The sequence below is a fragment of the Aeromonas sp. R10-2 genome (genome assembly GCF_040908445.1).
Lineage (GTDB): Bacteria > Pseudomonadota > Gammaproteobacteria > Enterobacterales > Aeromonadaceae > Aeromonas > Aeromonas veronii.
In genome coordinates, this window is record NZ_JBFODS010000033.1 from 70,405 (window position 1) to 95,935 (window position 25,531).

Here is a 25,531-nt window from a genome sequence, read left to right on the forward strand (position 1 = left end):
AGCGACCGATGGGTGATTTCATTTCAAGGCTCAGACCCGCAGATCGATCTGCTGCACCCAGCCTCCTTTACCCTGTTCGGTGAGATAGAGGCCGGATTGGCGCAGCACCCCCTGACTGCCGCTCTCCCCCAGATGGTTGAAGGGGGTGTCGAGGGGGCGCAGCAGGATGGCGCCGATCCCCAGTTCGACCAGCGCGATAGGTGCGTGCTCTGGATGCCAGAACTGCAGGGCTGAAAACTGGCTATCCCCCTCATCCAGCACCCCGTTGCCATCCTCATCCAGGGTGGCCAACTCGCCGAAGCCATTGCCGGAGCGAGCACCAAACAGCTCGCCCCCATCGTCTATGGTGCCGTTGCCATTGCGATCCAGCGCCACAAAGCCGCTCCCTTCACTCAAGCCCGGCAGGCTATCCTCCTTGCCATCCTGATCAATATCGAAAGTGACCCGTGCCTCGGTCAGATCGGCAATCTTGCCATCCAGACTGAGCACCAGCGGATCTTTGAGGGCATTGAGGGTGGTGCGCCGCTGGCTCACCTCCAGCTGACGCCAGTCGAGCACAAAGCCGAGATCGAGCTGAATAGTCTGACCATCCCGAGTCGCTACGCTGGCCGATGCCATCACGTTGAGCTGCTCCTGTTGCAGCAGGGTGTCAGTCACCTCCACCAGTTGATCCGGCTCGGCGGCTTGAGCAGTTGCATCTCCTTGGGTCACTCCATCGCCTCCTTCTTCGGAGGGTTTGATCGGCTCGGGCTGCTCGATCTCGTGGCCCAGCATCGCCTCGATCATCAGCTTGATCAGCCGCTGGCGGTTATCCAGTCCATCGTCGGGAATACCATCCTGCTCTTTGCCGACGTCCGCTGCGGACGGGGCGGGAGGTGTTGCTGCTTGCTGACTGGCGGCGGATTGCCTCGCGGTTTGCAGCGTCAGGGCGCTGGTGAGGGTCAGGGGGCTGCTGCGTTCGCCGGCCACTGCCGCGTTGTTGCCTTCCGGTGGATTGACGACGGGTGGCACTGGCCCGAGGTTGCGCACCTTGCGGCTCTGGGCCTGTTGTTGCCGGTATTGCACCTCCCCCTGGAGGTCGTAGTGATCGATGCGCATACATTCGCCCTCGGCGCTATACATCTGGTCAGTTATCGACCGGTTAGTGAGCAGGGCTTAACACCAAATCGGACTAATCAGGGAGGTGGTTAGTACTAGGTTGCAAGGTGGTGGCGTGGCAGGATGGCAAGAGACTGGATGGTGGCGCTGTAGCTGAACATTTTCAGGTAGCGCGGCGCACTCTGGCTGACAAGCGGCATCGGTGAGGATAGGGAGAATTACATGAGAAATTGTCTGGTGATGGGGGCTGCGGGCTACATAGGCTCCTATCTGGTGCCCCACCTGCAAACCTTGGGCTACAAGGTGATTGCCGGGGCGCGCCGTACCTGTCGCTTGCCTGAGGGGGTAGAGTTTCGCCTCGCCGATAGCCTCAAGCCGATCACCTTGCTGCCTGCGCTGGCGGGGATCGATACCGTCTTCTATCTGGTGCATGCCATGGGGGCGGGGGCCGATTTTCACCGGCTGGAGCAGCAGGGGGTGAAGAACTTTGCTGCCGCCGCCCGTGCTGCCGGGGTGCGCCGCATCATCTATCTCGGGGCAATCCAGCCCGAGCAGTGTAACAGTCGCCATCTCAACTCCCGCCGCCATTGCGGCGAGCTGTTTCGTGACTCCGGTGTGCCGACGGTGGAGTTGCGCGCCGGCATCATCATCGGGCCCGGTTCGGCGGCGTTCGAGGTGATGCGGGATCTGGTGTTCAACCTGCCGCTGATGGTGACGCCCAAATGGGTGCGCTCGCGCACGCCGCCGATTGCGCTGTCCAACTTGCTGCACTATCTGGGCGGGCTGGTAGAGGCCGACGAGGTGGATGGTCGCATCTTCAATGCGGTCGGCCCAGAGCTGCTCAGCTATCAGCAGCAGTTGCAGAAGTTCGCCGCCCATATCGGCAAGCGCTGCCCCATCATTCCCATCCCGTTTCTGAGTCCGCGCCTCTCCGCCTGGTGGCTGCAGTTTGTCACCTCGGTGCCGCAGCCGGTGGCCAAGGCGCTGGTGGGCGGTCTCAAGCACGATATTCCAGCCGATGACAGCCCGCTGTGCGCCTTGCTGCCGCAGACCCTGCTCAGCTTCGACGAGGCGCTGGCGGAGAGTCTGGCGCTGGAGCAGAAGCTGGGAGCCGAACAGCAGGGGCAGGAGACGCCGCTCGGCCTGCGCTGGCGCCATCCCGAATATGGCTTCTACGACCGCACCGCCAGCGGCGAGGCCATCTGTCTCGCCTCTCCCGAGGTGGTGTGGCAGGTGTTGCAGCAGCTGGGGGGTGAGCAGCGCTACTTCTACATGAACCAGCTGTGGGTGGTGCGCGAATGGATGGATCATCTGATCGGCGGCCCGGCCCGCACCCGTGGCCGCACCAATCCCGATCGCTTCGTGAAGGGTGACATGCTCGACTCCTGGCAGATCCTCGGCGTGGATGAGGGGCGCAGGCTCGATCTCTTGTTCAACATGAAGGCCCCGGGCGTCGGGCGGCTGGAGTTCAACATCCTGCCGGAGGAGTCCGGGTTGACCCGCATCCGGGTCACCGCTCACTGGCATCCGCAGGGCGCCTGGGGGCTGGCCTACTGGCTCGCCATGCTGCCGTTCCACCTCTTTATCTTTCAGGGGATGACCGAAGCCATCGCCCGTCAGGCTGAGGCGAGGGCAGGTATCCCGGTGATGGATTAACCCCTCTTCACATCATTCCCGCTGATAGAGTGCCCCGTTCGGGGCACTTTTTATGCGGCGGCCATGCCCGGTTATGGCAGATAGTGGTAGGCGTCTCATGGCAAAGGCTGGCATCATGCCGCGGTCTTGTTTACCGCGGATAGATAATCAGTCAGAAAAAGAAGGGATTATGAAGAAAAAACCGTCAATTTTGGGGGGCGCCTGCATCATTGCCAGCGTCTGCGTGGGAGCCGGCATGCTCGGTCTGCCGAGTTCGGGGGCGGGGGCCTGGACCCTCTGGTCGGTGCTGGCGCTGACCGTCACCATGGTGATGATGACCCTCTCCGGCTGGATGCTGCTGGAATCCTTCCAGCACCACGACATGCGGGTCTCCTTCAATACCGTGACTCGCGAGCTGCTGGGGGAGAAGCTCAATCTCCTCAACAACCTCTCGGTCTACTTTGTTGGCGGCATTCTGCTCTACGCCTATATCACCTCCTCCGGTGCCATCCTGCAGGGCATTCTGGGGATCGACAGCAAGCTCGCGTCCGTGCTGTTCGTGGCGCTCTTCTCTGCGGTGGTGTGGCACTCGACTCGCGCTGTTGACCGTATTTCGGTGGTACTGATCGCCTTCATGATCCTCAGTTTCGCCCTCGGGGTGGCCGGGCTGCTCGGCAGTATCAAGCTGCCGACCCTGCTCGATCTGGCGGGCAGCGAGAGTCGCTACGCCCCCTATGCCATGGCGATGCTGCCGGTGGCGCTCACCTCGTTTGGTTATCACCACTCTGTTGCCTCCCTGCGTGCCTACTACCAGAACGAGCAGCAGGCCAGATGGGCCATTCTGGGGGGAACCCTGATCGCGCTGGCGCTCTACGTACTCTGGCTGTTGGGGATCTTCGGCAACCTGCCCCGTCAGGATTTTGCTCCCGTGATTGCCAAGGGGGGTGACGTGAGTGTGCTGCTCTCCGCGCTTTCAGGGGTGATCGAATCGGAGAAGGTGGCCAGCGCCATCAACGGCTTCTCCATGGCGGCCATTCTCTCCTCCTTTATCGGGGTGGGGCTCGGGGTGTTCGACTATCTGGCTGATCTGTTCAAGTTCGACAACAGCCGCGCCGGTCGCTGCAAGACCTGGGCGGTCACCTTCCTGCCGCCGTTGGTGCTCTCCCTGCTCTTCCCGTTCGGCTTCCTGCTGGCCATCGGCTATGCCGGTGCCGCCGCCACCATCTGGACCTGCATCATCCCGGCATTGCTGGTGCTGCGCACCCGGGCGCGGGCCGAGCGGGGCGAAGTGACACCCCACTTCGTCACCCCCGGCGGCAAGCTGATGGCCTGGCTGCTGATCCTGTTCGGATTGGCGACCGCGCTGTTCCACTTCCTGTCGATGGCAAATCTGTTGCCGGTCTATCTGGGCAACTGAGTCAGGTCTACAACTCTGACAGAAAGGGCGGTAAGGCCAACTTGCCGCCCTTTTTGCGCCATTTTTACCCCACGCAGCAGGATCTATAACTAAAGTGGTATGTGTGAGTGGGGTAAGGTGCTGAAATAACTGGTCTGATCTGGCTGATGGCAGCATGATCTGCTGGGCATGTCCACCGCTTTCTTTTATGATCCCCGCCCTTCTGCGTGCCCCCTGTCGGCACCTCATTTGCACCAACCACATCGGGGTCCCCCATGTCCGATCTGCGTCAAGAAGCACTCGATTACCACGCCCAGCCCGTACCGGGCAAAATTGCCATCGCCCTGACCAAGCCTGCCGAAACCGCCCGCGATCTGGCGCTGGCCTACAGCCCGGGTGTTGCCGAGCCGGTGCGCGAGATCGCCGCCAACCCGGCCGATGCCTATCGCTATACCGGCAAGGGCAATCTGGTGGCCGTCATCTCCAACGGCACCGCCATTCTGGGTCTGGGTAATCTGGGGCCGCTGGCCTCCAAGCCGGTGATGGAGGGCAAGGCCCTGCTGTTCAAGCGCTTTGCCGGCATCGACGCCATCGACATCGAGGTGAAGCACGAGACCAGCCAGCAGTTCATCGACACGGTGGCGGCCATCGCCGATACCTTCGGTGGCATCAATCTGGAAGATATCAAGGCACCTGAGTGTTTCGAGATTGAAGAGGCGCTGATCGCACGCTGCGATATTCCGGTGTTCCATGATGACCAGCACGGTACCGCCATCGTCACCGCCGCCGGTCTGCTTAACGCGCTGGAAGTGCAAGGCAAGCAGATCAGTGACAGCCGCATTGTGTGCATGGGGGCTGGGGCTGCCGCCACCGCCTGCATGGATCTGCTGATCAAGTGTGGCGCCAGAGCGCACAACATCTTCATGCTGGATCGTCAGGGTGTTATCCACACCGGCCGCAGCGATCTCAACAAGTACAAGCAGCGCTTCGCCAACGAGACCCCGCTGCGCACCCTGATGGATGTCATCGAAGGGGCGGATGTGTTTGTCGGTGTTTCCGGCCCAGACGTGTTGCCCGCCGAAGCGGTCGCCCTGATGGCGCCCAATCCGGTGATCTTCGCCTGCTCCAACCCGGATCCGGAGATCAAGCCGGCGCTGGCCCACGGGGTGCGCAGCGACCTCATCATGGGTACCGGTCGCTCCGATTACCCGAACCAGATTAACAACGTGCTCTGTTTCCCCTTCATCTTCCGCGGTGCCCTCGATGCCCGTGCCAGCCGCATCAACGATGCCATGAAGATTGCCGCGGTCGAGGCGATCCGTGCGCTGGCCAAGGAGCCGGTGCCGGCCGAGGTACTGACCGCCGCCGGGGTGAGCGAGCTCGCCTTCGGCAAGGATTACGTTATTCCCAAGCCGATGGATGCCCGTCTGCTGCCGCGGGTTGCCCGCGCCGTGGCGCTGGCAGCGGTCGCCTCCGGCGTCGCCCGCATCGAGCTGCCCGCGGACTACATGCTGTAATCCGGCATTGCAAACGGCCCCATAGCGGGGCCGTTTTTATCTCTGCTTCTGACGACAGCCAGATACGCCATCCGGGTGACAGGTTGGGGCAGATGGAGGCAAATCGGGTGCAAAGGTGGTCAAACAGCGCTCTCCTCTGACACAATATTGCCACTATGACGCTAACGAGAATCAAGATGCAGCAGCCTGTCAGCGGCCGTTTGGCCCACGCCCTCTCCTTCTTGCGCCATGATGGCCGCCACTTTGCCCAGTTTGTCTGGGGCCGTTTCCAGCAGGACAGATTGACGGTTACCGCCGGTTATCTGGCCTATGTCACCCTGCTTTCGCTGGTGCCGATGATCGCCGTGGTCTTTGGCATGATGTCAGCCTTCCCGGTGTTCCAGAGCCTCAAGCAGGCGATGGAGCAGTTCGTCTACCACAACTTCGTGCCGACCGCGGGCGACATGCTCAAGGAGTACATCGACGGCTTCGTCGCCAATGCAACCAACACCACGGCCGTGGGGATAGGGGCGCTGGTGGTGGTGGCGCTGATGCTGATCTCCGCCATCGACAAGAACCTCAACTACATCTGGCGTTCGACCCAAGGCCGCCCGCTGGCGCAGGCCTTTGCCATGTACTGGATGATCCTGACCCTGGGGCCCGTGCTTATCGGGGCCAGTATCGCCATCTCCTCCTACATCTTCTCGCTGCGGCTGTTTGGCGCCGAGAGCCTGTTCGGCATCGGTTATCTGCTGCTGCGCGGCTTGCCATTCCTCTTCTCGGTGCTCACCTTCCTGCTGGTCTATACCGTGGTACCTAACTGCAAGGTGCGGCTGATCCACGCCTTTATCGGTGCGCTGGTAGCTGCGACCCTGTTCGAGCTGGCCAAGCGCGGCTTTGCCATCTACATCACCAACTTCCCCTCCTATCAGGCCATCTACGGCGCGCTGGCCACCATCCCGATCCTGTTTGTCTGGGTCTATCTCAGCTGGCTAGTGGTGCTGCTGGGGGCTGAAACCACGGCCTGCCTCGGTGAATATGAGAAACCGGCGAGTGAGGAGCTGGGCTAAGCCATCGCCTTGGCCATTGGTTTATTGGTAGCATCGACGACCGCCCCTGTGAGGGGGCGGTCGTGCTGTTTTCAAAGGAGAGGGATGTGATTGCATTGATTCAGCGGGTCAGCGAGGCCAGCGTGACTGTCGAGGGGGAGGTGACCGGCGCCATCGGTCAGGGGCTGCTGGTACTGCTCGGGGTGGAGCAGGGGGATGATGAGGCCAAGGCCGACAAGCTGCTGCACAAGGTGAGCGGCTATCGGGTCTTCAGTGACGAGAATGGCAAGATGAACCTCAATGTCAGCCAGATCGGCGGCAGCCAGCTGGTGGTCTCCCAGTTTACCCTAGCGGCCGACACCAAGAGCGGGATGCGCCCCAGCTTCTCCTGCGGAGCTCACCCGAGCGAGGCCGAGCGCCTCTATGACTACTTCGTGGCCAAGGCTGCTGCCAGCGGCATCCCGACCGCAACCGGGCGTTTTGCCGCCGACATGAAGGTGGCGCTGGTCAACGAGGGGCCAACGACCTTCTGGCTACAGGTCTGAGGATGTTTCGTCCCGCGGTGTGACGTGGACGATCACGTTGATAAGCCCCGCTACCGGATAGGGGGTTGCCGGGCCAATCCACTGTTCGATCAGCGTCAGGGCGTGGGTTAGCTCAAGCGCGGTGCGTGGCAGCAGGTTGATCACCAGCGTGCCGCAGAGGCGGGGAGCCAGCGCCCGGTAGAGTCGCTCCTGAAACAGCAGCAGCGGGTTGCCATCCTGACTGAAGAGATCGAGCAGGATGAGATCGTACTGCTGTTCGCTCTGCTCCAAAAAGGCGAGGGCATCGACCTGATGGAGTGCCGGAGCGGCGTGTTCATCGCTCTCCTGATACTGGAAAAACTGCTGATAAACGGTCAGTACCTCTTCGTCGAGGTCAACGCACTCGTGGCGTGCATCGGGCCAGCGCTGACTCAGATGGCGGGTGAGATCGCCGCCACCCAGACCCAGTTCTAGGATCCGGGTGGCCTGCTCCGGCAGCAGGCATGCGATGACCCGTTGATGGGGCAGACAGAGGATCGCGGGGTCGGCGAGCGACATGGCGGATTGCACCACGCCGTCTATCTCCAGCCAGCGGTGCTGGTCATTTTCCTGTACCGTGAGGCGGCGCTGGGGTTTGACGCTGAGGTGCAACAAGTGATCGGCTTGGTACGCTTGCAGATTGAAGTCCATGAATTTGCACGGCAAGATGGTTTCCGACCAGTGTAACTCAAGGATGAAACTATGTACCGGGTAGTCACCCCTCAGACAGTCGCCGAGCTGGATGCCTACTACCAGTTGCGCTGGGAACTTCTGCGTAAACCCTTCAATCTGCCCGTCGGTTCCGAGCGGGACGAGTACGACACCGTCGCCATTCACCGGCTGATGCTGGCACCCGATGGCACTCCCATTGCGGTGGGCCGCCTCTTTATCGGTGGTGACGAGGCGCAGATCCGCTTTATGGCGCTGCGTCCCGAATACCGCGGCCAGGGGCTGGGTGCCCAAATGGTGGAAGATCTCGAGCAGTTGGCCCGCAGCGAGAAGGTGAAACGGCTGGTGATGAACGCCCGTCAGGAGGCGGTGGAGTTCTATCGCAAGTGCGGCTTTCTCGAAGTAGGGGGCGGCCCCGTCTCCTTTGGCCGCATTCCCCATCGCCAGATGATCAAATCCCTGAGCCCGTTGCAGACTATCCAGTATCGGCCGGAGTGGTGTCAGGATCTCACCACCCGCTGGTCGCGCGGGGTGCCCATCAGCGAGAAGATGGGGATGCACATCAGCCACTACGACGGCCAGACCTTCCACCTCAAGGCCAATCTGGCGGCCAACTTCAACGTGCATGGCAGCATGTTCGCCGGCAGTGTCTACAGCCAGTGCGTGCTGGCGGGCTGGGGGCTGATCTGGCTGCAGCTTAAAGAGGAGGGGCTGGTGGGCGAGCCGGTGCTGGCCGAGAGCACCATCAAATATCATGGCCCGGTCGATGAGGAGCCCGAGGCGCGAGTGGCCCGCGAGGGGATGCCCGCCGTGCTGCAGCCGCTCAAACGGGGGGAGCCTGCCACCTTCAGCCTCAAGATCCAGCTGTTCAGCGGCAGCAAGCTGGCGGCGGAGTTCTGCGGTCACTACGTGGTGCAGCCGCCCCGCCGCCCGGGCCAGTAACCGCGTCGTTTCCCCATCAAACAACAAGGCCTCATCATGAGGCCCTGTCTGTTTTTACCCTTGCTGGCTGTCGCTTGTCTGCCCGGCTTGGGTCTGCACTTGGGCCTGGTTTTGGGCTTTCGTTGCGGGAGCCGGTCGCCAGAGCGGCGCACTGTTGCCTTGCGGCGGATAGCGTACTCCCACTTCCCAGCCGCAAGAGTCCTGCTTCTGCGGGAAGCTCCAGGCCAACGTGGGGGCAGTTAGCGGCCCGCGCCACTGGCCGAGCAGCTCGGCGCAGCGGTTGCCGTTGAGGATCCCCAGATCGAGCTGCCACTGTTCGTTGACCAGATCGATCCCCCCTTGCAGCGCCAGCAGATGGGTGATGGTGGAGGCGCCAGCCTGCTCGACTTGTAGTTGCCCCTTGTCGATCTTGCCCTGCAGCTTGATGCGGTAGAAGGGGGTGTCACCCTCCTGCATCGCCTGCCACAGCTGATCCGGCGTCAGGGTGGGCGGGGTCGCGCCCTTGAACCACTCATCCAGCAGCGGATCTATCTTTACTTTGTCCCAGAACGGCTCGTCGGCATCGAGGGCAAAGCTGCCCTGCAGGGTCTGGCGCCACTCGCCCGCCGTTTTGCCGTGTTCGGCTTGCAGGTCGGCGCTCACGTCCGCCTTGCCAGCGAACGAGACAGGGAAGTGGAATATCTTGCCCCATTGCTGCAGATCCAGCTTGGTCGCCTGCAGTTGGAGGCGGCTGTTCTGGCCCGGTTCGCGGCCCCACTGGCCGCTCATGCTGAGGCTGCCCTCATCCGGCAGCGAGCTGGTGAGTTTGCCCAGTTGCCAGGAGCCGGGGGTCAGTTCCCCATCCAGCTCGCCGTTGCGGGCGCTGAGGCCATCCCACACCAGCTCGAACCACTTGCTCTCGATACGGGCGCGGCCGAGCAGCGGGCCGGGTTGGTTATCGCGCAGGGCGAGATCACTCAGATAGAGCTGCCAGCCGGTCAGCGACAGAGGGATGGAATCGTCGAAGGAGAGCACCTTGAGCTTGTCGAACGCCAGCTTGCGGATATCGACCTGCTGCGGGCGCCAGCTCTGCCAATCCTGCCACCACCCCTGTGGCAGGCTGATATCCATGCCGCTCAGCGCCACGTCTTTCAGGGTCAGCTTCTGCTGCTGGCTATCGAGGGAGAGCTCGACATTGAACTCCCCTTCATAGGCCTTGCCCCGCAGTTCACCGTCGATCTGCTGGGGCGAGAAGGCGAGCTTGCCCTTGATCTCCTCCAGCTGGAACAGGCCGCGGCCCATGTCGCCCAGGGTGCCGCTCAGATAGCCGGTGGGCTGGTTGCCCGCCTGCCAGTTGAAGGCGGTGAGCTGGCCGCTGAAGTTGTTGAAGGAGAGCTCCTGATTGATGTCGTTGAGGCTGACGCCGTCCAGATGACCGCGATCCAGCGACACGCTTTGCAACGGGAAGCGCTGCGGGAAGCCTTGTTGTGTCAGATCGCCCAGCTCCACCCGCATGCCGCGCGCCTTGAGATCGTGCAGTTGCAGGGTGCGAGCGGGCCAGTCCAGCACCATGCCGCTCTCCAGCAGACCGTCAAACAGGTTGGTCACCAGCTTGTCGCTGCGCAGCACTTCCCCTTCCAGCCTTCCTTGCAGGTTGAGGCGGGCGAAGGTGAACTGTGGGGTCTCCAGCTGGCCGATATTGAGGCTCAGGTTGGCCTGTGGCTGCCGTTTCGGGTCGATCAGCTCCCAGTCACTCAGGGTGGCATTGAGGCCGCGCAGGGTCAGCTCGGGGCTCTCCAGACTGAGCCGGTCTATGGTGCTGTCACTGATGGTGAGGGAGTGCACCGGCAGGCTCGGTAGCAGATTGGATAACGATTGAGGCAGCGGCAGCTTGATGGCGGGACGAATGAGATCGAGATGGGCGATGCGCACGTCGCGGCTCAGCCAGTCGATGCTCTCGATTTCCAGATAGATCTTGTCGAGTGAGACTGCATCGCCGTAACGCACCTGCTCTGCCAGCAGGGTGTAAGGGTGCAGCGGGTTGAACACCAGTCGCCCTATGGTGACCGGCACGCCGGTCTGCTGGCTGATCCAGCTGGCGATGGGGCCTTTGGCGCGCTCGGCGTCGAACAGGCCGAGGGCAACCCAGACAAACAGCAGCAGGAAGGCGAAGGTGTAGAGCAGGCCGCGTAGCCAGGAATTCATGGGTGCTTTCCTCCTGTTTTGGGATTGGTTGTCAGGCGTTTGAGTAGTGGTCTCGCAGACCGAGCCAGCGCCGTATCAAGGGTTCGACATGACTCGGATGCCTATCCATAAGGACATGTGCCCATCTTCTGCATCTACCTCGATCAGGCATTGGAATAGTGATCCCGTAAGCCGAGCCAACGGCGAATCAAGGGTTCGACATGGCTTGGGTGCCTATCCATAAGGAAGCGCGCCATTTTTTGCACCTGTGGAATAAGCGGCTGATCCCGCACCAGATCAGCGATCTTGAGATCGGCCAGACCGGTCTGGCGGGTGCCGAGCAGTTCCCCCGGGCCGCGCAGTTCCAGATCGCGCTGGGCGATGAGGAAGCCGTCGTTGGTCTCCCGCAGCACCCCGAGCCGGCTCTGGGCCGTCTTGGACAAGGGGGCATGATAGAGCAGCACGCAGTGAGAGGCCACCGCCCCCCGGCCAACCCGGCCGCGCAGCTGGTGCAACTGCGCCAGCCCGAGCCGTTCCGGGTTCTCGATGATCATCAGGCTGGCGTTGGGCACATCCACCCCCACCTCGATGACGGTGGTGGCGACCAGCAGTTGCAGTATGCCTGCCTTGAACTCCTCCATCACCCGTTGTTTCTCCACCGGCCGCATCCGGCCGTGTACCAGCCCGATATGCAGACCGGGCAACAGGTTCTGCAGCTCGGCAGCGGTATCCTCGGCGGCCTGACACTCCAGCACCTCCGACTCCTCGATCAGGGTGCAGACCCAGTAGGCCTGCTTGCCCTCGGTGCAGGCGAGTTTGACCCGCTCGATTACATCGCCGCGACGGCTGTCGGGCAGCGCGACTGTGGTGATGGGGGTGCGGCCCGGCGGCAGTTCGTCGATGACCGAGGTGTCGAGGTCGGCATAGGCGGTCATCGCCAGGGTGCGGGGGATCGGGGTGGCGGTCATGATGAGTTGATGGGGATGCACCCCCTCACGTTCCCCTTTCTCGCGCAGGGCGAGGCGCTGATGCACCCCGAATCTGTGCTGTTCATCGATGATGACCAGCGCCAGACGCTGGAACACCACCTGCTCCTGAAAGATGGCGTGGGTGCCCACCACCATCTTGACGCTGCCATCTTTGATCGCGGCCACCGACTCTTCCCGCGCCTTGCCTTTCTGTTTGCCCGCCAGCCAGCCGACTCCGATGCCGAGCGGCTCCAGCCACTTGGCGAAGTTGATGGCGTGCTGTTCTGCCAGCAGCTCGGTCGGCGCCATCAGCCCCACCTGACAGCCGTTGCCGATGGCCTGCAGGGCGGCCAGCGCTGCGACCAGGGTCTTGCCGGATCCCACATCCCCCTGCACCAGCCGCATCATGGGGTGGCTCTGTTGCAGATCCTTACTTATCTCCGCTACTACCCGGCTCTGGGCGCCGGTGGGCTTGAACGGCAGGGCGCCGAGCAGCTGTTCAACTAGCTCGGGCGCTGGTTTGAGGGCGCGGGCCAGCTGGGTTTGTGCCTGAGCGCGCACCTTCAAGACCGAGAGGTTGTGCGCCAGCAGCTCCTCCAGTACCAGTCGCTGCTGGGCCGGATGCTGGCCGCTTTCCAGCAGCGGCAGCGCCACCGAGGGAGGCGGGCGGTGCAGCAGCTTCAGGGCGGCGGCCAGCTCAATCTGATGGGGATAGAGTCCGGCGGGCAGCAGCTCCTCCACGCCATAGAGATCGAGCTGGGCCAGCGCCTGATCGGTGAGGTTGCGCAGGGTGAGCTGGCGCAGCCCTTCGGTAGTCGGGTAGACGGGGGTGAGCGCCTCTTCGGTCTGACCGGCTTGCTCCTCGCCGAGCAGCTTGTACTCGGGGTGGGCCATCTCCAGCCCGTATTTGCCGGGGCGCACCTCGCCAAAGCAGCGGATCAGGCGGCCCGCCGCCAGACTGTTTTTCTGGGCGGCGGTGAAGTTGAAGAAGCGCAGGGTGAGGGTGCCGGTGCCATCGCTGATGCGACAGACCATCATGCGGCGGCGCCCCATCACCAGCTGAGTGTCCTGGATTTCGCCCTCGACGGCGCCGTGCAGACCGGGCGGCAGATCGCCGATGGGCCACACCTGGGTACGGTCCTCGTAGCGCAGGGGGAGGTGGAACAGCAGATCCTGTACCGTGGCCAGCCCCAGCCGCTCGAGCTTCTCCAGCATCTTGCTGCCGACACCCTTGAGGCTATCGAGAGGAATTTTATCCAATTTCATCAATTAGATGCCCGAAAACACTGTAAATATGTCCAGATGATAGGGGTTGTTGAGGGGCCGATGCAAGCCGAGTTGCTGCTGGCAGGGCCGCCAACGTAGGGGAAACGGCGGATATAACAAAGGCCTGCCGAAAACGGGAGGCCTTTGTGTGGTTGCCAACAGGCAAGGTGCGGGCGCATGGCGCCCAGGGTCAGATGATGCGTTTAAGCAGCAGGTGGGCCTTGACCCGGTGGATCCGTCCCAGCAGCTTGCGCACCTGTTCCGGGTAGTCCTGAATCTGCTCCACCTGATCGAAGTGGCTGATCCGCTTGGTGTTGGTCAGGATGTTCTCCCGCTCCGCATTGAACTGGGGACGCAGCAGGTGGCGGCGATCGTGTACCAGCAGGCCATTCTCCAGATCCAGCGCCCAGGCGCGGGGGTTGAGGTTGTTGCCGGTGAGCAGGGCCCACTCGTCATCCACGAAGATCCCCTTGAGATGGTAGGAGTTGCGCTCGCAACACCAGAGCATCAGGTTGAGGCGACCGTCGTCGATGTGGCGCTGGTTGCGCTCGGCAAACTTGCGCAGGTTGGTTTCGTAGAGATAGGGCAGGCCGCCAATGGTGGAGAACTTCTCCTCCGGCGGGATGAAGAAGTCGTTGGCGGTCTTGTCGCCCACTACGATGGTCACCTTGCAACCGCGCTGCAGCAGATCCTCGATATCCTTGCTCAACTCCTTGGGCGGGTTGAAGTAAGGGGTGCAGATGAAGATCTCCCGCTCGGTGGCACGCACCAGATTGCGGATCATCAGGTTGAGCTGATTGTTGCGCTTGCCCAGACCCACCATGGGGGTGACGGCCACCTCCTGGGTGTTGACCGGCATGGTGCTGAAGCGGTACTGGCTCTGGCGCAGGTTCTGCTTGAAGCGGCGGATCGGCCCTTTCAGCTGTTTGGCGCTGGGGATGTCGCTGTGATCCAGTCGCTGCACCGCGTCGCTCTTCACGAACAGATCATCCACGTAGTTGACCATGCTGCGGGCCAGCTCCGGGCTGGTGATCTGGTGATAGCGATCGAAGCGGTAGCGATCCTGCTGGTGCAGGTAGATGTCGTTGAGGCTGGCGCCGGAGTAGAGCACCACATCATCGAAGATGAAGCCCTTGAGGTGGAGCACGCCGAGCAGCTCGCGCCCCTTGACCGGTACGCCGTAGATTTCGATCTGGTGCTCGTGTTCGGCAGCCATGGCCTGATACATCAGGTGGTTGCCGCCCTGCTTGCCTTTGCCGATCAGGCCGCGCTGGGCACGGTGGAAGTCGACGAACAGCTTGATGTCGAGGGCCGGATTGCGCCGCTTGGCGGCGTAGAGGGCGGAGAGGATCTCCCGGCCTGCTTCGTCATCCTGCAGATAGAGCGCGACCAGATAGATGCGCCGGGTGGCACTGGCGATAAGCGCAAGAATGCGGCGTTTGAAATCCTGGGCGCTGTAGAGCACTTCAAACTGATCCGCTGCGACGGCGATCTGGGGCAGGCGCGCCAGCAGTTGTCGATAATGGGCCGATGAATGCATAGATAAACCTGAAATCACGGGGTTAAGCGTTCCACTCGGAGCGATGAATAGGCGATTCTAGCAATCTCGCCCTCTGGGCCAAAGCAAGAATCATCAGAAAGATGAAAAAGGCCTCACGAGTGAGGCCTTTTTGTCAGCATTTCGCCCTTGTCAGAGGAAGCTGTAGATGATCATCGCCATCACGCCGCCGGTGGTGCCGATGATGGTCTCCATCACGGTCCAGGTCTGCAGGGTCTGCTTCTCGGTGAGGCCGAGGTAACGGTTGGCCAGCCAGAAACCGGAGTCGTTGACGTGGGAGAGCACGATGGCACCGCCGCCGATGGCGATGGTGACGGCCGCCAGCTGGGCGCCGTTCAGACCGAGGGGCTCCAGCATCGGCAGCACCAGACCACAGGCGGTCAGCATGGCGACGGTGGCGGAGCCCTGAATCACCCGTACCGCAGCAGCCAGGATAAAGGCCAGCGCGACGATGGGCAGACCGGAATCGGCCAGCATGTTGCCAAGGGCAGCACCCACACCGGAATCAACCAGCACCTGCTTGAAGACGCCACCGGCACCGGTCACCAGAATGATGACGCCCGCCGGCTGGATGGCGCTGTTGCAGACGCTCATCACCTCGTCACGGGACATGCCGCGGCGAATACCCAGCAGATAGAAGGCGGCCAGACAGGCGACCATGATGGCGGTGAAGGGGTGACCGATGAACTCCAGCCAGTTGTGCAGGGTGGAGCCTGCCTCGACGAAGCGACCGACGATGGTCTTGAGGCCGATCAGCAGCAGCGGCAAACCGATGAGGCCCATGGCCAGCCCAAAGGAGGGCAGGGATTTGCTGTCATCGTGGATGCTGTTCTGGGCATCGGCAGGCAGCGGCACATCGACGATCTTGCTGATGAAGTCACCGAACAGCGGGCCAGCAAGGATCAGCGCCGGTACGGCGGCGATCAGGCCGAACAGGATCATGTAGCCGAAGTCGGCACCCAGCTGGGATGCCACCAGGATCGGGCCCGGCGCCGGGATAAGGAAGGCTTGGCAAGTGGCGATACCGGCCAGCAGAGCGATACCGATCTTCACCACGCTGCCGCCGCCACGACGGACGATGGCGAAGGCGACGCCGATCAGCAGCACCACGGCCACATCGAAGAAGAGCGGCAGGGCGCAGACAAAGCCGGTCAGGGCCATGGCCCAGTTGGCGCGCTTGACGCCGAACTTGCCGAGGAGGGTGTGAGCCACCCGGTCTAGAGCACCGGTCACTTCCATCACCTTGCCAAACATGGCGCCCAGCGCCACCACTACCGCGACGAAACCGAGGGTGCCACCCATCCCTTTCTGGATGGTGTTGGCGATGTCGGCCGGATTCATGCCAGCGGCGAGACCCGCCACCATGGAGACCAGGATCAGGGCTACCACGGCGTGGAGCCGGGCCTTCATCACCAGGAAGAGCAGCAGCACAATCGAGCCGGCGGCTGTCATGATCAGGGAGAGGTCAGACATTGTTATGCGTTCCTTTTTCCAAGTTCAGTCGTGACACCTTGCCGATCCGTCGGCAAACCATATCTTTATGATTTATTTAGATTTATGGCAAGGGCTCAACATCATATGCCCAGGTGACTATGGGTTTGCTCAGTCTGTGGCAGACTTCACATTTTCAATCGTTACCGGTAACATGTTACCGGTAACGTGTTAGATTAGAACCCATCAACAGCTGGTTTTTTGAAAAGTGGGACAGAGGTCAAATTATGGCGGGTAAGTGCATTATCGTGATGGGTGTGTGTGGTAGCGGCAAATCCAGCGTGGGTCTGAAAGTGGCCGAAGCGCTGGGCGCCAAGTTCATCGATGGTGATGACCTGCACCCCAAGGCCAACATCCAGAAGATGGCTGGCGGCAACCCCCTCAACGATGAGGATCGTGCCCCCTGGCTGGAGCGGATCCGCGACGCCGCCTACAGTCTCGAGCAGAAGAACGAGACCGGCATCATTGTCTGTTCCGCCCTCAAAAAGAAGTACCGCGACCAGATCCGCGAAGGCAACGAGTCGGTCAGCTTCATCTTCCTCGATGGCAGCCAGCCGTTGATCCTCGAGCGGATGCGTGCCCGCAAGGGCCATTTCATGCGTGAAAGCATGGTACAAAGTCAGTTCGATACTCTGGAGCGCCCGGATGGCGAAGCCGGTGTATTCCACATTGATATAGACGGCACCTTCGAACAGGTGGTTGACCGCGCCGTCACAGCATTGGAGCAAGCCCAATGATTCATCAGGTAATTTCCGACGTCACCGCCCGCATCCGCGAGCGCAGTGTCGCCCGTCGTCAGGCATTTCTGGCCCGCATCCAGCGTCAGGCAGAGCAGGGCAAGACCCGCGCCGCGCTGGCCTGTGGCAACCTGGCCCACGCCGTGGCCGCCTGCAGCAGTGACGAGAAGGGTCGCATTCTCGATATGACCCGCGCCAACGTCGGCATCGTCACCGCCTACAACGATATGTTGAGCGCCCATCAGCCCTATCAGGGCTATCCGGATCAGATCAAGGCAGTGCTGGCCGAGCTGGGCCACAGCGCCCAGGTTGCTGGCGGCGTGCCCGCCATGTGCGATGGCGTGACCCAGGGTCAGCCGGGGATGGACATGTCCCTCTTCTCCCGCGACCTGATCGCCCAGGCGACCGCGCTCTCTCTTTCTCACAACACCTTCGATGCCACCCTGCTGCTCGGCATCTGCGACAAGATCGCTCCGGGCCAGATCATGGGGGCCCTCTCTCACGCTCACCTGCCGACTGCATTTGTTCCTGCCGGCCCGATGGCGAGCGGCATCAGCAACGACGAGAAGGTGAAGGTGCGTCAGAAGTACGCCGCCGGTGAAGTGGGTCGCGACGCCCTGCTGGAGATGGAGTGCGGCGCCTACCACGCGGCAGGCACCTGTACCTTCTACGGCACCGCCAACACCAACCAGCTGGTATTCGAGGCCATGGGCCTGATGCTGCCGGGCTCTGCTTTTGTGCACCCGCATAGCGAGCTGCGCCGCGCCCTGACCGCCGAAGCGGCCCGTCGTATCAGCGCCATGATCCCGGGCTCCCCGGCCTATCGCCCGCTGAGCGAGGTGCTGGATGAGCGCTCGCTGGTCAACGGTCTGGTGGCCCTGCTCGCCTCCGGCGGCAGCACCAACCACAGCATCCACATGGTGGCGCTGGCCCGCGCCGCCGGTCTGGTACTGACCTGGGATGACATCAGCGATCTCTCCGACGTGGTGCCGCTCTTGGTTCGCATGTACCCGAACGGCCCGGCCGACGTAAACGCCTTCGAACAGGCAGGCGGCGTGCCCGGCCTGATGCGCCGTCTGGCGCAAGAGGGGCTGATCCACATGGACGCCACTCCGGTCTTTGGCGAGATGCAGGATTACCTCAGCCGTCCGGCATTGGTCGATGGCCAGCTGGTATGGCAGCCGGTCGGCGAGAGCGGCGACGCGAGCGTGCTGTCACCTTCCGGCAGCGTATTCCAGGCCACCGGCGGCACCAAGCTGCTGGCGGGCAATCTGGGCCGCGCCGTGGTCAAGGTCTCCGCCGTGGCTCCCGAGTATCGGGTGATTGAAGCACCAGCGCGGGTCTTCTCTTCCCAGCATGCGGTGGAAGCGGCCTACAAGGCGGGCGATCTCAATCAGGATGCCGTGATCGTGGTGCGCCACAATGGCCCGGCCGCCAACGGCATGCCGGAGCTGCACAAGCTGATGCCGGTGCTCGGCAACCTGCAGAAAGCGGGTTACAAGGTGGCGCTGGTCACCGATGGCCGCCTCTCCGGTGCCTCCGGCAAGATCCCGGCCGCCATCCACGTCACTCCGGAAGCGCTGCACGGCGGGGCCATCGGCCTGCTGGCCGATGGCGACCTGCTACGGGTTGACGCGGTAAACGGCAGTCTCGACTGCCTGACCGATTTGAGTGGCCGTACCCAGGCCGAGATTGACCTCACTCTGGAACAAGAGGGGTGGGGCCGTGAACTGTTCAGCGTGATGCGTCGCGCGGTATCGAGCGCCGAGTGTGGCGCTACCATCTTTGACTAAGGAAGAGCTATGCAGAACTGGAAAGTGACCCCGGCCGAGGTGTTTGCCGCCTCCCCGCTGGTACCCGTGATGGTTATCAACGAGCTGGATCAGGCCCTGCCGATGGCCAAGGCGCTGCTCGACGGCGGCATCTCTGTCTTCGAAATCACCCTGCGCACCCCGGTGGCGCTCGATGCCATCGCCCTCATTGCCAAGGCGATGCCGGATGCCATGGTCGGTGCCGGTACCGTGCTCAACTGCGAGCAGTTTGACGCCGCCGTCGCCGCCGGTGCCCGCTTCGTCATCTCCCCGGGCATGACCCCGGCCCTGCTGGCCCACGCGGCCAAGAGCACTGCACCGCTGATCCCGGGTGTGGCAACTCCGTCTGAAGTGATGCAGGCGCTGGAAGCGGGCTATGACCATCTGAAGTTTTTCCCGGCCGAAGCGAACGGCGGCACCAAGGCGCTCTCCGCCATTGCCGCGCCGCTGCCCCAGGTGAAGTTCTGCCCGACCGGCGGTATCGGCCCGAAAAACGTGGCCGACTATCTGGCGCTCAAGTGCGTTGCCACCGTCGGCGGCTCCTGGATGCTGCCGGCCGATGCGGTCAAGAGCGGCAACTGGGAAGAGGTGACCCGCCTCTCCCGCGAAGCGGTTGAGCTGGTTAAACGCTAAGCCTCAGTTGTGCAGAAAACCAAACAGGCCACCCTCGGGTGGCCTGTTTGCTATCAGCGTGACTTAAGTGGGTGAGGGAAGGGATTACCCCAGACTCTCCCCGACATAGAGGGAGAAGCCGATATCTTTGCGGGTATCGGGTTGGGATTGGCCGTTGAGACGCGCCAGCAGCATGGTGGCCGCCTCCCGACCGATCGCTTCCCGCGGGGTGGCGATACTGGCCAGTTTGGGGGTCATGGCGTGGCCGATGTCGAGGGCGTTGCAACCGGCGATGGCGATCTGCTGGGGAACCGGGATCCACTTGGCCTGACACTGCAGCAAGGCGCCCACCGCCAGGTCATCGTTGGTGCAGAACAGGCCGTCGAGGTCGGGATAGCGCACCAGCGCCTGATCCAGCAGCTCGCCCCCCAGAGTGAAGCTGGAGGATTGTTCGGTCAGCAGATGCTGGCCGGTGAGGCCGAAGTCGGTCATCGCCTGATAGTAACCCTCCATCCGCAGCTGGGTACGCACGTCGAGCCGCGCCCCCAGATAGACCACCTTGCGTCGGCCCCGGCGCAGCATCTCTGTTACCATGGCCCGGGCCGCGGCTCTATGGTCCATGCCGACCACCATGTCGATGGGGGTTTGCGGCAGATCCATGGTCTCCACCACCGGAATGCCGGCGGTGGCGATCATTTTGCGGGTGCGTTCGGTGTGCTGGCTGTCGGAGAGGATGAGGCCATCCACATGGTAGGAGAGCAGGGACGCGACCTGCTCCTCTTCCCGCTCCGGGCTGTAGCCGTAGTGGGCCAGCAGGGTCTGGTAACCGGCCGGTCGGGTCACTGACTCGATGCCGTGGATCACCGCCGAGAAAACCTGGTTGGAGAGGGAGGGGATCAGGATGCCGATCGCCTTGCTGGTCGCGTTGGAGAGAATATCCGGCGCCCGGTTGGGGATATAACCCAGCTCTTCCACCACAGCCGCGATCCGCTCGCGGGTCCCCTCCGCTACGGTCTGCGGGTCGCGCAGATAGCGGCTGACAGTCATCTTGGTCACGCCGGTCTGGTCGGCGATATCTTGCAGGGTGGGGCGGCGCTTGCGGGTGGGGCTCATAGGGGTGTCCAGCGTGGATGTTACATGTAACATTACCGTTTTTGGCGGATAAAGTCAGCATATGAAGCCGTTTTTGCAGGAGTTTTCCGATGATCAGAGGCAAGCAGTTCGTGGATGTCCGGTTCGAGCAACAGGATGTGGAGGGGGAGCAGTTCTCGGAGTGCCGCTTTATCGGCTGCAACTTCTCCTGGCTGGATTTGAGCGATAGCCGCTTCATCGACTGCAGCTTCTACGATCGGGAGAGTGAACGGGGCTGCCTGTTGCAGGGTTGCGATCTGCGCGAGGCCAGCTTCCTGCGCTGCGATCTCACCATGGCCGATTGCAGCCGCAGCCAGTGTCTGGGGTTGGAGATGCGCGACTGTCAGGCGGTCGGCATCAACTTCGGCCACGCCAGCTTTGCCAACCAGATCACCGCCAAAAGCTACTTCTGTGAGGCCCATCTGACCGGCAACAACTTCAGCTACGCCAGCTTCGAGGGCTGTCTGCTGGAGAAGTGCGAGCTGACCGGCAACCGCTGGCAGGGGGCCAACCTGTTTGGTGCCTCGCTGGCGGGTTCCGATCTCAGCGGCTCCGAGTTTGGCCAGATTGACTGGACCAGCTTCAAGCTGCAGGGTTGCGATCTGCGCCAGTGCGATCTGCCGGGGCTGGATCTGCGCCGGGTCGATCTGCAGGGAGTACAGATCAACGAGGATCAGCAGCAGACCTTGCTGGAGCAGATCGGTCTGGTTGTCTTCCCCTGAGCCGAGCGAAAAATTAGGTAATTTTTCATCAAATTAGGCCGACAGTGGGTAGGGCGCTCCTGAAACGACAAAAGCCTGCGTGATGCAGGCTTTTGCTAGTGAGTGTGTGACGCGTTTGTCGGCCGGGTTGACTCAACCCTTGGCCAGCCATTTGGTCGGGTTGATCGCCTCGCCCTGATAGCGAATTTCGAAGTAGAGGCCCGGTCTGTCCTGACCGCCACTGTCACCGACCAGCGCCACCGGCTCACCCTGTTCCACGTTCTGGCCAACTTGGCGCAGCAGCGACTGATTGTGACCGTAGAGGCTCATATAGCCCTTACCGTGATCGATTACCAGCAGCATACCGAAGCCATCGAGCCAGTCGGCGTAAACCACTTGTCCCGGTGCGACCGCCTTGACCTGAGTTCCTTCGCTGGCGCCGATCAGGGTGCCTTTCCACTTGAGCTGGGCGGTACGGGGCGAGCCATAGGAGATGAGGATCGGTCCCTGTACCGGCCAGCGCAGGCTGCCATTGGTCTTGAGGCCGCTGTAGTGACCGGCACTGCTGATGCCCGAGCCACGCTCCGGTTTGCTGCTGGCCACCTCTTCGGCAGGTTCTGCCGGTTTGACGGTTTTGTTCTGCTGGGCAGCGAGTCGTTGTTGCTCGGCACGGCGTTGTTCGGCCAGCTTGCGCTGACGCTCCTGCTCTGCTTTCAGCTTGGCCAGCCGTTCCCGCTCGGCCCGTTCACGGCGCTCCTGCTCTTCTCGCTTGCGGCGCAGCTCCTCCAGCCGGGCTTTCAGCGCTTTCTCCGCCTTGACCAGCTTGGTGAGCTTCTGCTCGTCATCCTGTACCGATTGCTGCAACTGGTTGCGCACCTTGGCCCGGCTCTGCTGGCTGGCCAGCAGGGTCTGGTGATGCTCCTGCTGTTCGGCAAGCAGGGTCTGCAGTCTGGTCTCGGTCTCTTTGGTGGCCTGCTGGTTTTTCGCCAGCTTGTCACGGGTGGCGCGCAGGGCGTCGATGGCCTCGATGCGGGCCTTGTTGAGGTAGTCGTAGTAGTCGAGGGAGCGGCTCAGTTTGGCCGGATCCTGCTGATTGAGCAGCAGTTTCAGGTAGTCGTGGTTGCCCGCCTGAAAGGCGCTCTCCGCCTGCTTGGCCAGCAACTGCTTCTGATGTTTGGCTTGAACTTCCAGCGCCAGCTTGTCTTTTTGCAGGGTCGCCAGCGTCTGCTGGTTCTGCTTCAACTGCTGCCTGGTCTGGTTGAGTTTGGCGGCGGCGGCCGAGATGGCCTGCTCGTCAGCCTTGAGCTGGGTATTGAGCTTGGCAAGCTCCTGCTTGCTGAGCTTGATGGTCTTTTGTTGCTCTTTGATCTGGGACTGCATGGTGCCCAGCTGCTGATTGGCGGCCAAAGCCGGTTTGCTGGCGCCAAACGACAGGCAAAAAAACAGCGCGCCGGCCAACAGGCCGACGCGACTGGTTTTCTGTGAAATAACTTCGCATCCCCGCATGGGGAAGGATTATTTCAGAATCATCAGGGGCTTGCCAGTCATTTCCGGCGGCACCGGCAGACCCATCAGGGTCAGCATGGTGGGGGCCAGATCGGACAGTTTGCCACCTTCAACCACCTCGGCTTTGCGACCGAAATAGATGAGCGGAACCGGCAGATTGGTGTGGGCGGTGTGGGCCTGACCAGTCTCTTCGTCCAGCATCTTCTCGGCGTTGCCGTGGTCGGCAGTGATCAGGCACTCGCCACCCACTTCGGCCAGCGCGTCGGTCACGCGACCGATGCAGTGGTCAACAGCTTCACAGGCTTTGACGGCGGCATCGAATACACCGGTGTGACCAACCATGTCGCCATTCGGGTAGTTACAGATGATGACGTCGTACTTGCCGCTCTTGATGGCCGCAACCAGCTTGTCGGTCAGCTCTTCGGAGCTCATCTCCGGCTGCAGGTCATAAGTCGCCACTTTCGGGCTGGCCACGATCTCGCGATCTTCGCCGGTGAAGCAGGACTCTTCGCCACCGTTGAAGAAGAAGGTGACGTGAGCGTACTTCTCGGTTTCGGAGATGCGCAGCTGGGTCTTGCCCTGCTTGGCCAGCCACTCACCCAGGGTGTTGACCAGAGCGGTCGGCGGGTAGGCACAGGCAGTTTTGATGTCGGCCGCGTATTCGGTCAGCATCACGAAGTTCAGCTTCGGCTCGACTGCACGGGCGAAGCCGGTGAAGTCGGTGTCAACGAAGGCGCGGGTGATTTCACGGGCACGGTCGGCACGGAAGTTCATGAAAATCAGCGCATCGCCATCTTCCATCGGGGCCGCTTCGCCGATGCGGGTCGCCTTGACGAACTCGTCGTTCTCGTCGCGGGCATAGGCGGCAGCCAGTGCTTCGGTGGCGCTCTCGGCGGTGAACTCGCCCTTGCCCTGGGTCATCAGGTCATAGGCTTGCTGCACGCGATCCCAGCGGTTGTCGCGGTCCATGGCGAAGTAACGACCGATCATGGAGGCGAAACGACCCTTGCCCAGCTTGGCGAACAGGGCGTCGAACAGCTCGATGGAGGACTGGGCGGAGCGCGGCGGAACGTCACGGCCATCCAGGAAGGCGTGCAGGTAGATCTTCTCGGCGCCACGCTTGGCAGCCATTTCGATCATGCCCATGATGTGCTCTTCGTGGCTGTGTACGCCACCCGGGGACATCAGTCCCATGATGTGAACGGCTTTGCCGTTGGTCACGGCAGCGTCAACAGCCTTGGCCAGCTCGACGTTCTGGAAGAATTCACCGTCCTGGATGTCTTTGGAGATGCGGGTCAGCTCCTGATAGACGATGCGACCGGCACCGATATTGACGTGGCCCACTTCGGAGTTGCCCATCTGGCCATCCGGCAGACCGACGTCCAGACCGGAGCCGGAGATCAGGGTGCTGGTGTAGTCACGGGCCAGACGATCGAGGTTGGGAGTCTTGGCGGCAGCGACGGCGTTGTGCTCTTGCTTGGTGCTGTAGCCCCAACCGTCCATGATGACCAGAACCAAAGGTTTCTTAGCTGTTGACATAAGACTATGTCCTCTCGGATTGGAAAAAATGCGGGAAATGAAACTAGCGTAATATTACTACATCTGCCGAAATAGTCACCTGATAGCCAAGGGGCGCTCCCGCGGCCCCGCAAGCCACGCCTTTCCTGCCATGCTCGCTGCCCAATGATGATGGGAGCCTGCTCGCGCTTTGCCGCCAAGATGGCTGATCTTATCAATACCCCCATGTATACTCGGGCCCTTGTCTTGGTCCCTGGATAGTAGAAGATGCAAGAGTATTTGGATTTTGCGGCCCGTAACCCGCTGCTGACCGCAGCCTGGTTGGGTCTGGCTGGCACCCTGGTTTACACCACTGTGCGTGCCCGTTTGTCCCCGGTAAAAACCGTCAACAATCACACCGCGACCCTGCTGATCAACCGCGAGAATGCCACCGTGGTGGATATTCGCAGTCAGGAAGAGTACGCCAAGGGCCATCTGGCCGGTGCCCAGCACCTGCCGCTGACCCAGATCCAGAGCAATAATCTGGGCCCGGTTGAAAAGCATAAAGATGCCCCCATCATAGTGGTGTGCGAGTCGGGAATGACTGCGGGCGGCGCGGGCCGTCAGCTGAGCAAAGCTGGCTTCAAGCAGGTTTATGTGCTCGGCGGTGGCATGGCCCAATGGCGTGCAGAAAATCTGCCGGTAACCAAGAAACGCTGATTTAAGCAGGGCCTGAGCCCACTTATCCATATAACAAGGAATCAAACGAAATGGCTGACGAGATCAACAACCAGGAAGTACAACCGGAATTCCACATCCAGCGTGTTTACACCAAGGATGTCTCTTTCGAAGCGCCGAACACCCCGCACATCTTCCAGAAAGAGTGGCAGCCGGACGTCAAGCTGGATATGGATACCAAGACCAACATCCTGGCTGAGAACGTCTACGAGGTTGTCCTGACCCTGACCGTAACTTGCAAACTGGAAACCGAAACCGCCTTCCTGTGCGAAGTACAGCAAGCTGGTATCTTCACCATCGGTAACCTGCCGGAGCCGCAACTGGCTCACTGCCTGGCTGCCTTCTGCCCGAACATCCTGTTCCCGTATGCCCGCGAAGCCGTGGCCAACATGGTGAGCAAGGGTTCCTTCCCGCAGCTGAACCTGGCACCGGTCAACTTCGATGCCCTGTTTGCCCAGCACATGGCGCAAGCACAGGCCCAGCAGGCGACTGCGGAAGCCTGAT

General features: G+C 61.9%; 21 protein-coding genes. 12 read left to right on the forward strand and 9 right to left on the reverse strand.

What is annotated here, in order from left to right; all coding sequences use genetic code 11:
• Positions 1–30 precede the first annotated feature (30 nt).
• Positions 31–1,122, reverse strand: coding sequence for a hypothetical protein (locus tag AB5Y97_RS07575; RefSeq protein WP_201947703.1), 1,092 nt, complete (start codon positions 1,120–1,122; stop codon positions 31–33).
• Positions 1,123–1,320: 198 nt separating this feature from the next.
• On the opposite strand from AB5Y97_RS07575, the gene AB5Y97_RS07580 reads away from it, so the two are divergent.
• The 5 genes from AB5Y97_RS07580 (at position 1,321) to dtd (ending at position 7,219) form a co-directional block, all read left to right on the forward strand.
• A complete protein-coding gene (locus AB5Y97_RS07580; protein ID WP_201947706.1) occupies positions 1,321–2,754 on the forward strand; it encodes a DUF2867 domain-containing protein in 1,434 nt (477 codons plus the stop codon).
• A gap of 169 nt (positions 2,755–2,923) precedes the next feature.
• Positions 2,924–4,150: an aromatic amino acid transporter gene (locus AB5Y97_RS07585; protein WP_005355439.1), complete on the forward strand. Its 1,227-nt coding sequence runs from the start codon at positions 2,924–2,926 to the stop codon at positions 4,148–4,150.
• Between the two features lie 254 nt (positions 4,151–4,404).
• A complete protein-coding gene (locus AB5Y97_RS07590) occupies positions 4,405–5,646 on the forward strand; it encodes a malic enzyme-like NAD(P)-binding protein (RefSeq protein WP_040096481.1) in 1,242 nt (413 codons plus the stop codon).
• 176 nt (positions 5,647–5,822) lie between these two features.
• The gene (locus AB5Y97_RS07595) at positions 5,823–6,695 is read left to right on the forward strand and encodes a virulence factor BrkB family protein (RefSeq protein WP_005340664.1); all 873 of its coding nucleotides are present in this window, start codon (positions 5,823–5,825) and stop codon (positions 6,693–6,695) included.
• An 86-nt stretch (positions 6,696–6,781) separates the two neighbouring features.
• A complete protein-coding gene (gene dtd / locus AB5Y97_RS07600; protein WP_368157473.1) occupies positions 6,782–7,219 on the forward strand; it encodes a D-aminoacyl-tRNA deacylase in 438 nt (145 codons plus the stop codon).
• Here the strand turns inward: dtd and AB5Y97_RS07605 are convergent.
• Complete coding sequence (locus AB5Y97_RS07605; protein ID WP_368157481.1) at positions 7,208–7,888, reverse strand: spermidine synthase; 681 nt, start codon at positions 7,886–7,888, stop codon at positions 7,208–7,210. The two genes, dtd and AB5Y97_RS07605, sit on opposite strands and share 12 nt — an antisense overlap.
• A 51-nt stretch (positions 7,889–7,939) precedes the next feature.
• Between AB5Y97_RS07605 and AB5Y97_RS07610 the strand changes: the two genes are divergently transcribed.
• Complete coding sequence (locus AB5Y97_RS07610) at positions 7,940–8,848, forward strand: bifunctional GNAT family N-acetyltransferase/hotdog fold thioesterase (RefSeq protein ID WP_115544223.1); 909 nt, start codon at positions 7,940–7,942, stop codon at positions 8,846–8,848.
• A gap of 54 nt (positions 8,849–8,902) precedes the next feature.
• Here AB5Y97_RS07610 and AB5Y97_RS07615 read toward each other — a convergent pair whose 3' ends face one another.
• The 4 genes from AB5Y97_RS07615 to gntU form a co-directional block, all read right to left on the reverse strand.
• Positions 8,903–11,032, reverse strand: coding sequence for an AsmA family protein (locus tag AB5Y97_RS07615; RefSeq protein ID WP_368157475.1), 2,130 nt, complete (start codon positions 11,030–11,032; stop codon positions 8,903–8,905).
• 143 nt (positions 11,033–11,175) lie between these two features.
• Complete coding sequence (gene recG, locus AB5Y97_RS07620; protein WP_368157477.1) at positions 11,176–13,245, reverse strand: ATP-dependent DNA helicase RecG; 2,070 nt, start codon at positions 13,243–13,245, stop codon at positions 11,176–11,178.
• Positions 13,246–13,435: 190 nt separating this feature from the next.
• A complete protein-coding gene (gene pssA, locus AB5Y97_RS07625; protein ID WP_162519503.1) occupies positions 13,436–14,785 on the reverse strand; it encodes a CDP-diacylglycerol--serine O-phosphatidyltransferase in 1,350 nt (449 codons plus the stop codon).
• A gap of 150 nt (positions 14,786–14,935) precedes the next feature.
• Positions 14,936–16,276: a gluconate transporter gene (gntU, locus tag AB5Y97_RS07630; RefSeq protein ID WP_199427777.1), complete on the reverse strand. Its 1,341-nt coding sequence runs from the start codon at positions 16,274–16,276 to the stop codon at positions 14,936–14,938.
• A 245-nt stretch (positions 16,277–16,521) separates the two neighbouring features.
• Here gntU and AB5Y97_RS07635 point away from each other — a divergent pair, with 245 nt between their 5' ends.
• Genes AB5Y97_RS07635 through AB5Y97_RS07645 form a run of 3 tightly spaced genes read left to right on the forward strand, consistent with a single transcriptional unit; the run spans position 16,522 to position 19,475 of the window.
• On the forward strand, positions 16,522–17,031 hold the full coding sequence (locus AB5Y97_RS07635) for a gluconokinase (protein ID WP_005340649.1): 510 nt from the start codon (positions 16,522–16,524) through the stop codon (positions 17,029–17,031).
• Entirely contained in the window at positions 17,028–18,824 is a 1,797-nt protein-coding gene (edd, locus tag AB5Y97_RS07640; protein WP_021230776.1) for a phosphogluconate dehydratase, read from the forward strand. The genes AB5Y97_RS07635 and edd overlap by 4 nt, the downstream gene beginning before the upstream one ends.
• A gap of 9 nt (positions 18,825–18,833) precedes the next feature.
• Entirely contained in the window at positions 18,834–19,475 is a 642-nt protein-coding gene (locus AB5Y97_RS07645) for a bifunctional 4-hydroxy-2-oxoglutarate aldolase/2-dehydro-3-deoxy-phosphogluconate aldolase (RefSeq protein WP_005342660.1), read from the forward strand.
• Between the two features lie 84 nt (positions 19,476–19,559).
• Here AB5Y97_RS07645 and AB5Y97_RS07650 read toward each other — a convergent pair whose 3' ends face one another.
• Positions 19,560–20,567: a substrate-binding domain-containing protein gene (locus tag AB5Y97_RS07650; RefSeq protein ID WP_076493932.1), complete on the reverse strand. Its 1,008-nt coding sequence runs from the start codon at positions 20,565–20,567 to the stop codon at positions 19,560–19,562.
• An 89-nt stretch (positions 20,568–20,656) separates the two neighbouring features.
• Between AB5Y97_RS07650 and AB5Y97_RS07655 the strand changes: the two genes are divergently transcribed.
• Entirely contained in the window at positions 20,657–21,307 is a 651-nt protein-coding gene (locus tag AB5Y97_RS07655) for a Qnr family pentapeptide repeat protein (protein WP_042059194.1), read from the forward strand.
• A gap of 132 nt (positions 21,308–21,439) precedes the next feature.
• Here AB5Y97_RS07655 and envC read toward each other — a convergent pair whose 3' ends face one another.
• Positions 21,440–22,792 carry a murein hydrolase activator EnvC gene (gene envC, locus AB5Y97_RS07660; protein WP_139440669.1) on the reverse strand — a complete coding sequence of 451 codons (1,353 nt, stop codon included), beginning with the start codon at positions 22,790–22,792 and terminating at the stop codon, positions 21,440–21,442.
• Between the two features lie 9 nt (positions 22,793–22,801).
• Positions 22,802–24,331, reverse strand: coding sequence for a 2,3-bisphosphoglycerate-independent phosphoglycerate mutase (gene gpmM, locus AB5Y97_RS07665; RefSeq protein ID WP_005356867.1), 1,530 nt, complete (start codon positions 24,329–24,331; stop codon positions 22,802–22,804).
• Between the two features lie 246 nt (positions 24,332–24,577).
• On the opposite strand from gpmM, the gene AB5Y97_RS07670 reads away from it, so the two are divergent.
• Both AB5Y97_RS07670 and secB read left to right on the forward strand, forming a co-directional pair.
• Positions 24,578–25,009 carry a rhodanese-like domain-containing protein gene (locus tag AB5Y97_RS07670; RefSeq protein WP_005340640.1) on the forward strand — a complete coding sequence of 144 codons (432 nt, stop codon included), beginning with the start codon at positions 24,578–24,580 and terminating at the stop codon, positions 25,007–25,009.
• Between the two features lie 50 nt (positions 25,010–25,059).
• Positions 25,060–25,530, forward strand: coding sequence for a protein-export chaperone SecB (gene secB, locus AB5Y97_RS07675; protein WP_005340639.1), 471 nt, complete (start codon positions 25,060–25,062; stop codon positions 25,528–25,530).
• Position 25,531: the final 1 nt, after the last annotated feature.

Excerpts from the sequence above, each read along its gene's own strand:
- AB5Y97_RS07575 (WP_201947703.1), bottom strand. The coding sequence starts at position 1,122 with ATGTATAGCGCCGAGGGCGAATGTATGCGCATCGATCACTACGACCTC.
- gpmM (WP_005356867.1), bottom strand. The coding sequence starts at position 24,331 with ATGTCAACAGCTAAGAAACCTTTGGTTCTGGTCATCATGGACGGTTGG.
- AB5Y97_RS07655 (WP_042059194.1), top strand. The coding sequence starts at position 20,657 with ATGATCAGAGGCAAGCAGTTCGTGGATGTCCGGTTCGAGCAACAGGAT.
- AB5Y97_RS07585 (WP_005355439.1), top strand. The coding sequence starts at position 2,924 with ATGAAGAAAAAACCGTCAATTTTGGGGGGCGCCTGCATCATTGCCAGC.
- pssA (WP_162519503.1), bottom strand. The coding sequence starts at position 14,785 with ATGCATTCATCGGCCCATTATCGACAACTGCTGGCGCGCCTGCCCCAG.
- secB (WP_005340639.1), top strand. The coding sequence starts at position 25,060 with ATGGCTGACGAGATCAACAACCAGGAAGTACAACCGGAATTCCACATC.
- AB5Y97_RS07670 (WP_005340640.1), top strand. The coding sequence starts at position 24,578 with ATGCAAGAGTATTTGGATTTTGCGGCCCGTAACCCGCTGCTGACCGCA.
- AB5Y97_RS07605 (WP_368157481.1), bottom strand. The coding sequence starts at position 7,888 with ATGGACTTCAATCTGCAAGCGTACCAAGCCGATCACTTGTTGCACCTC.
- AB5Y97_RS07595 (WP_005340664.1), top strand. The coding sequence starts at position 5,823 with ATGCAGCAGCCTGTCAGCGGCCGTTTGGCCCACGCCCTCTCCTTCTTG.
- AB5Y97_RS07650 (WP_076493932.1), bottom strand. The coding sequence starts at position 20,567 with ATGAGCCCCACCCGCAAGCGCCGCCCCACCCTGCAAGATATCGCCGAC.
- gntU (WP_199427777.1), bottom strand. The coding sequence starts at position 16,276 with ATGTCTGACCTCTCCCTGATCATGACAGCCGCCGGCTCGATTGTGCTG.
- AB5Y97_RS07635 (WP_005340649.1), top strand. The coding sequence starts at position 16,522 with ATGGCGGGTAAGTGCATTATCGTGATGGGTGTGTGTGGTAGCGGCAAA.
- AB5Y97_RS07615 (WP_368157475.1), bottom strand. The coding sequence starts at position 11,032 with ATGAATTCCTGGCTACGCGGCCTGCTCTACACCTTCGCCTTCCTGCTG.
- recG (WP_368157477.1), bottom strand. The coding sequence starts at position 13,245 with ATGAAATTGGATAAAATTCCTCTCGATAGCCTCAAGGGTGTCGGCAGC.
- AB5Y97_RS07590 (WP_040096481.1), top strand. The coding sequence starts at position 4,405 with ATGTCCGATCTGCGTCAAGAAGCACTCGATTACCACGCCCAGCCCGTA.
- edd (WP_021230776.1), top strand. The coding sequence starts at position 17,028 with ATGATTCATCAGGTAATTTCCGACGTCACCGCCCGCATCCGCGAGCGC.
- AB5Y97_RS07610 (WP_115544223.1), top strand. The coding sequence starts at position 7,940 with ATGTACCGGGTAGTCACCCCTCAGACAGTCGCCGAGCTGGATGCCTAC.
- AB5Y97_RS07645 (WP_005342660.1), top strand. The coding sequence starts at position 18,834 with ATGCAGAACTGGAAAGTGACCCCGGCCGAGGTGTTTGCCGCCTCCCCG.
- AB5Y97_RS07580 (WP_201947706.1), top strand. The coding sequence starts at position 1,321 with ATGAGAAATTGTCTGGTGATGGGGGCTGCGGGCTACATAGGCTCCTAT.
- envC (WP_139440669.1), bottom strand. The coding sequence starts at position 22,792 with ATGCGGGGATGCGAAGTTATTTCACAGAAAACCAGTCGCGTCGGCCTG.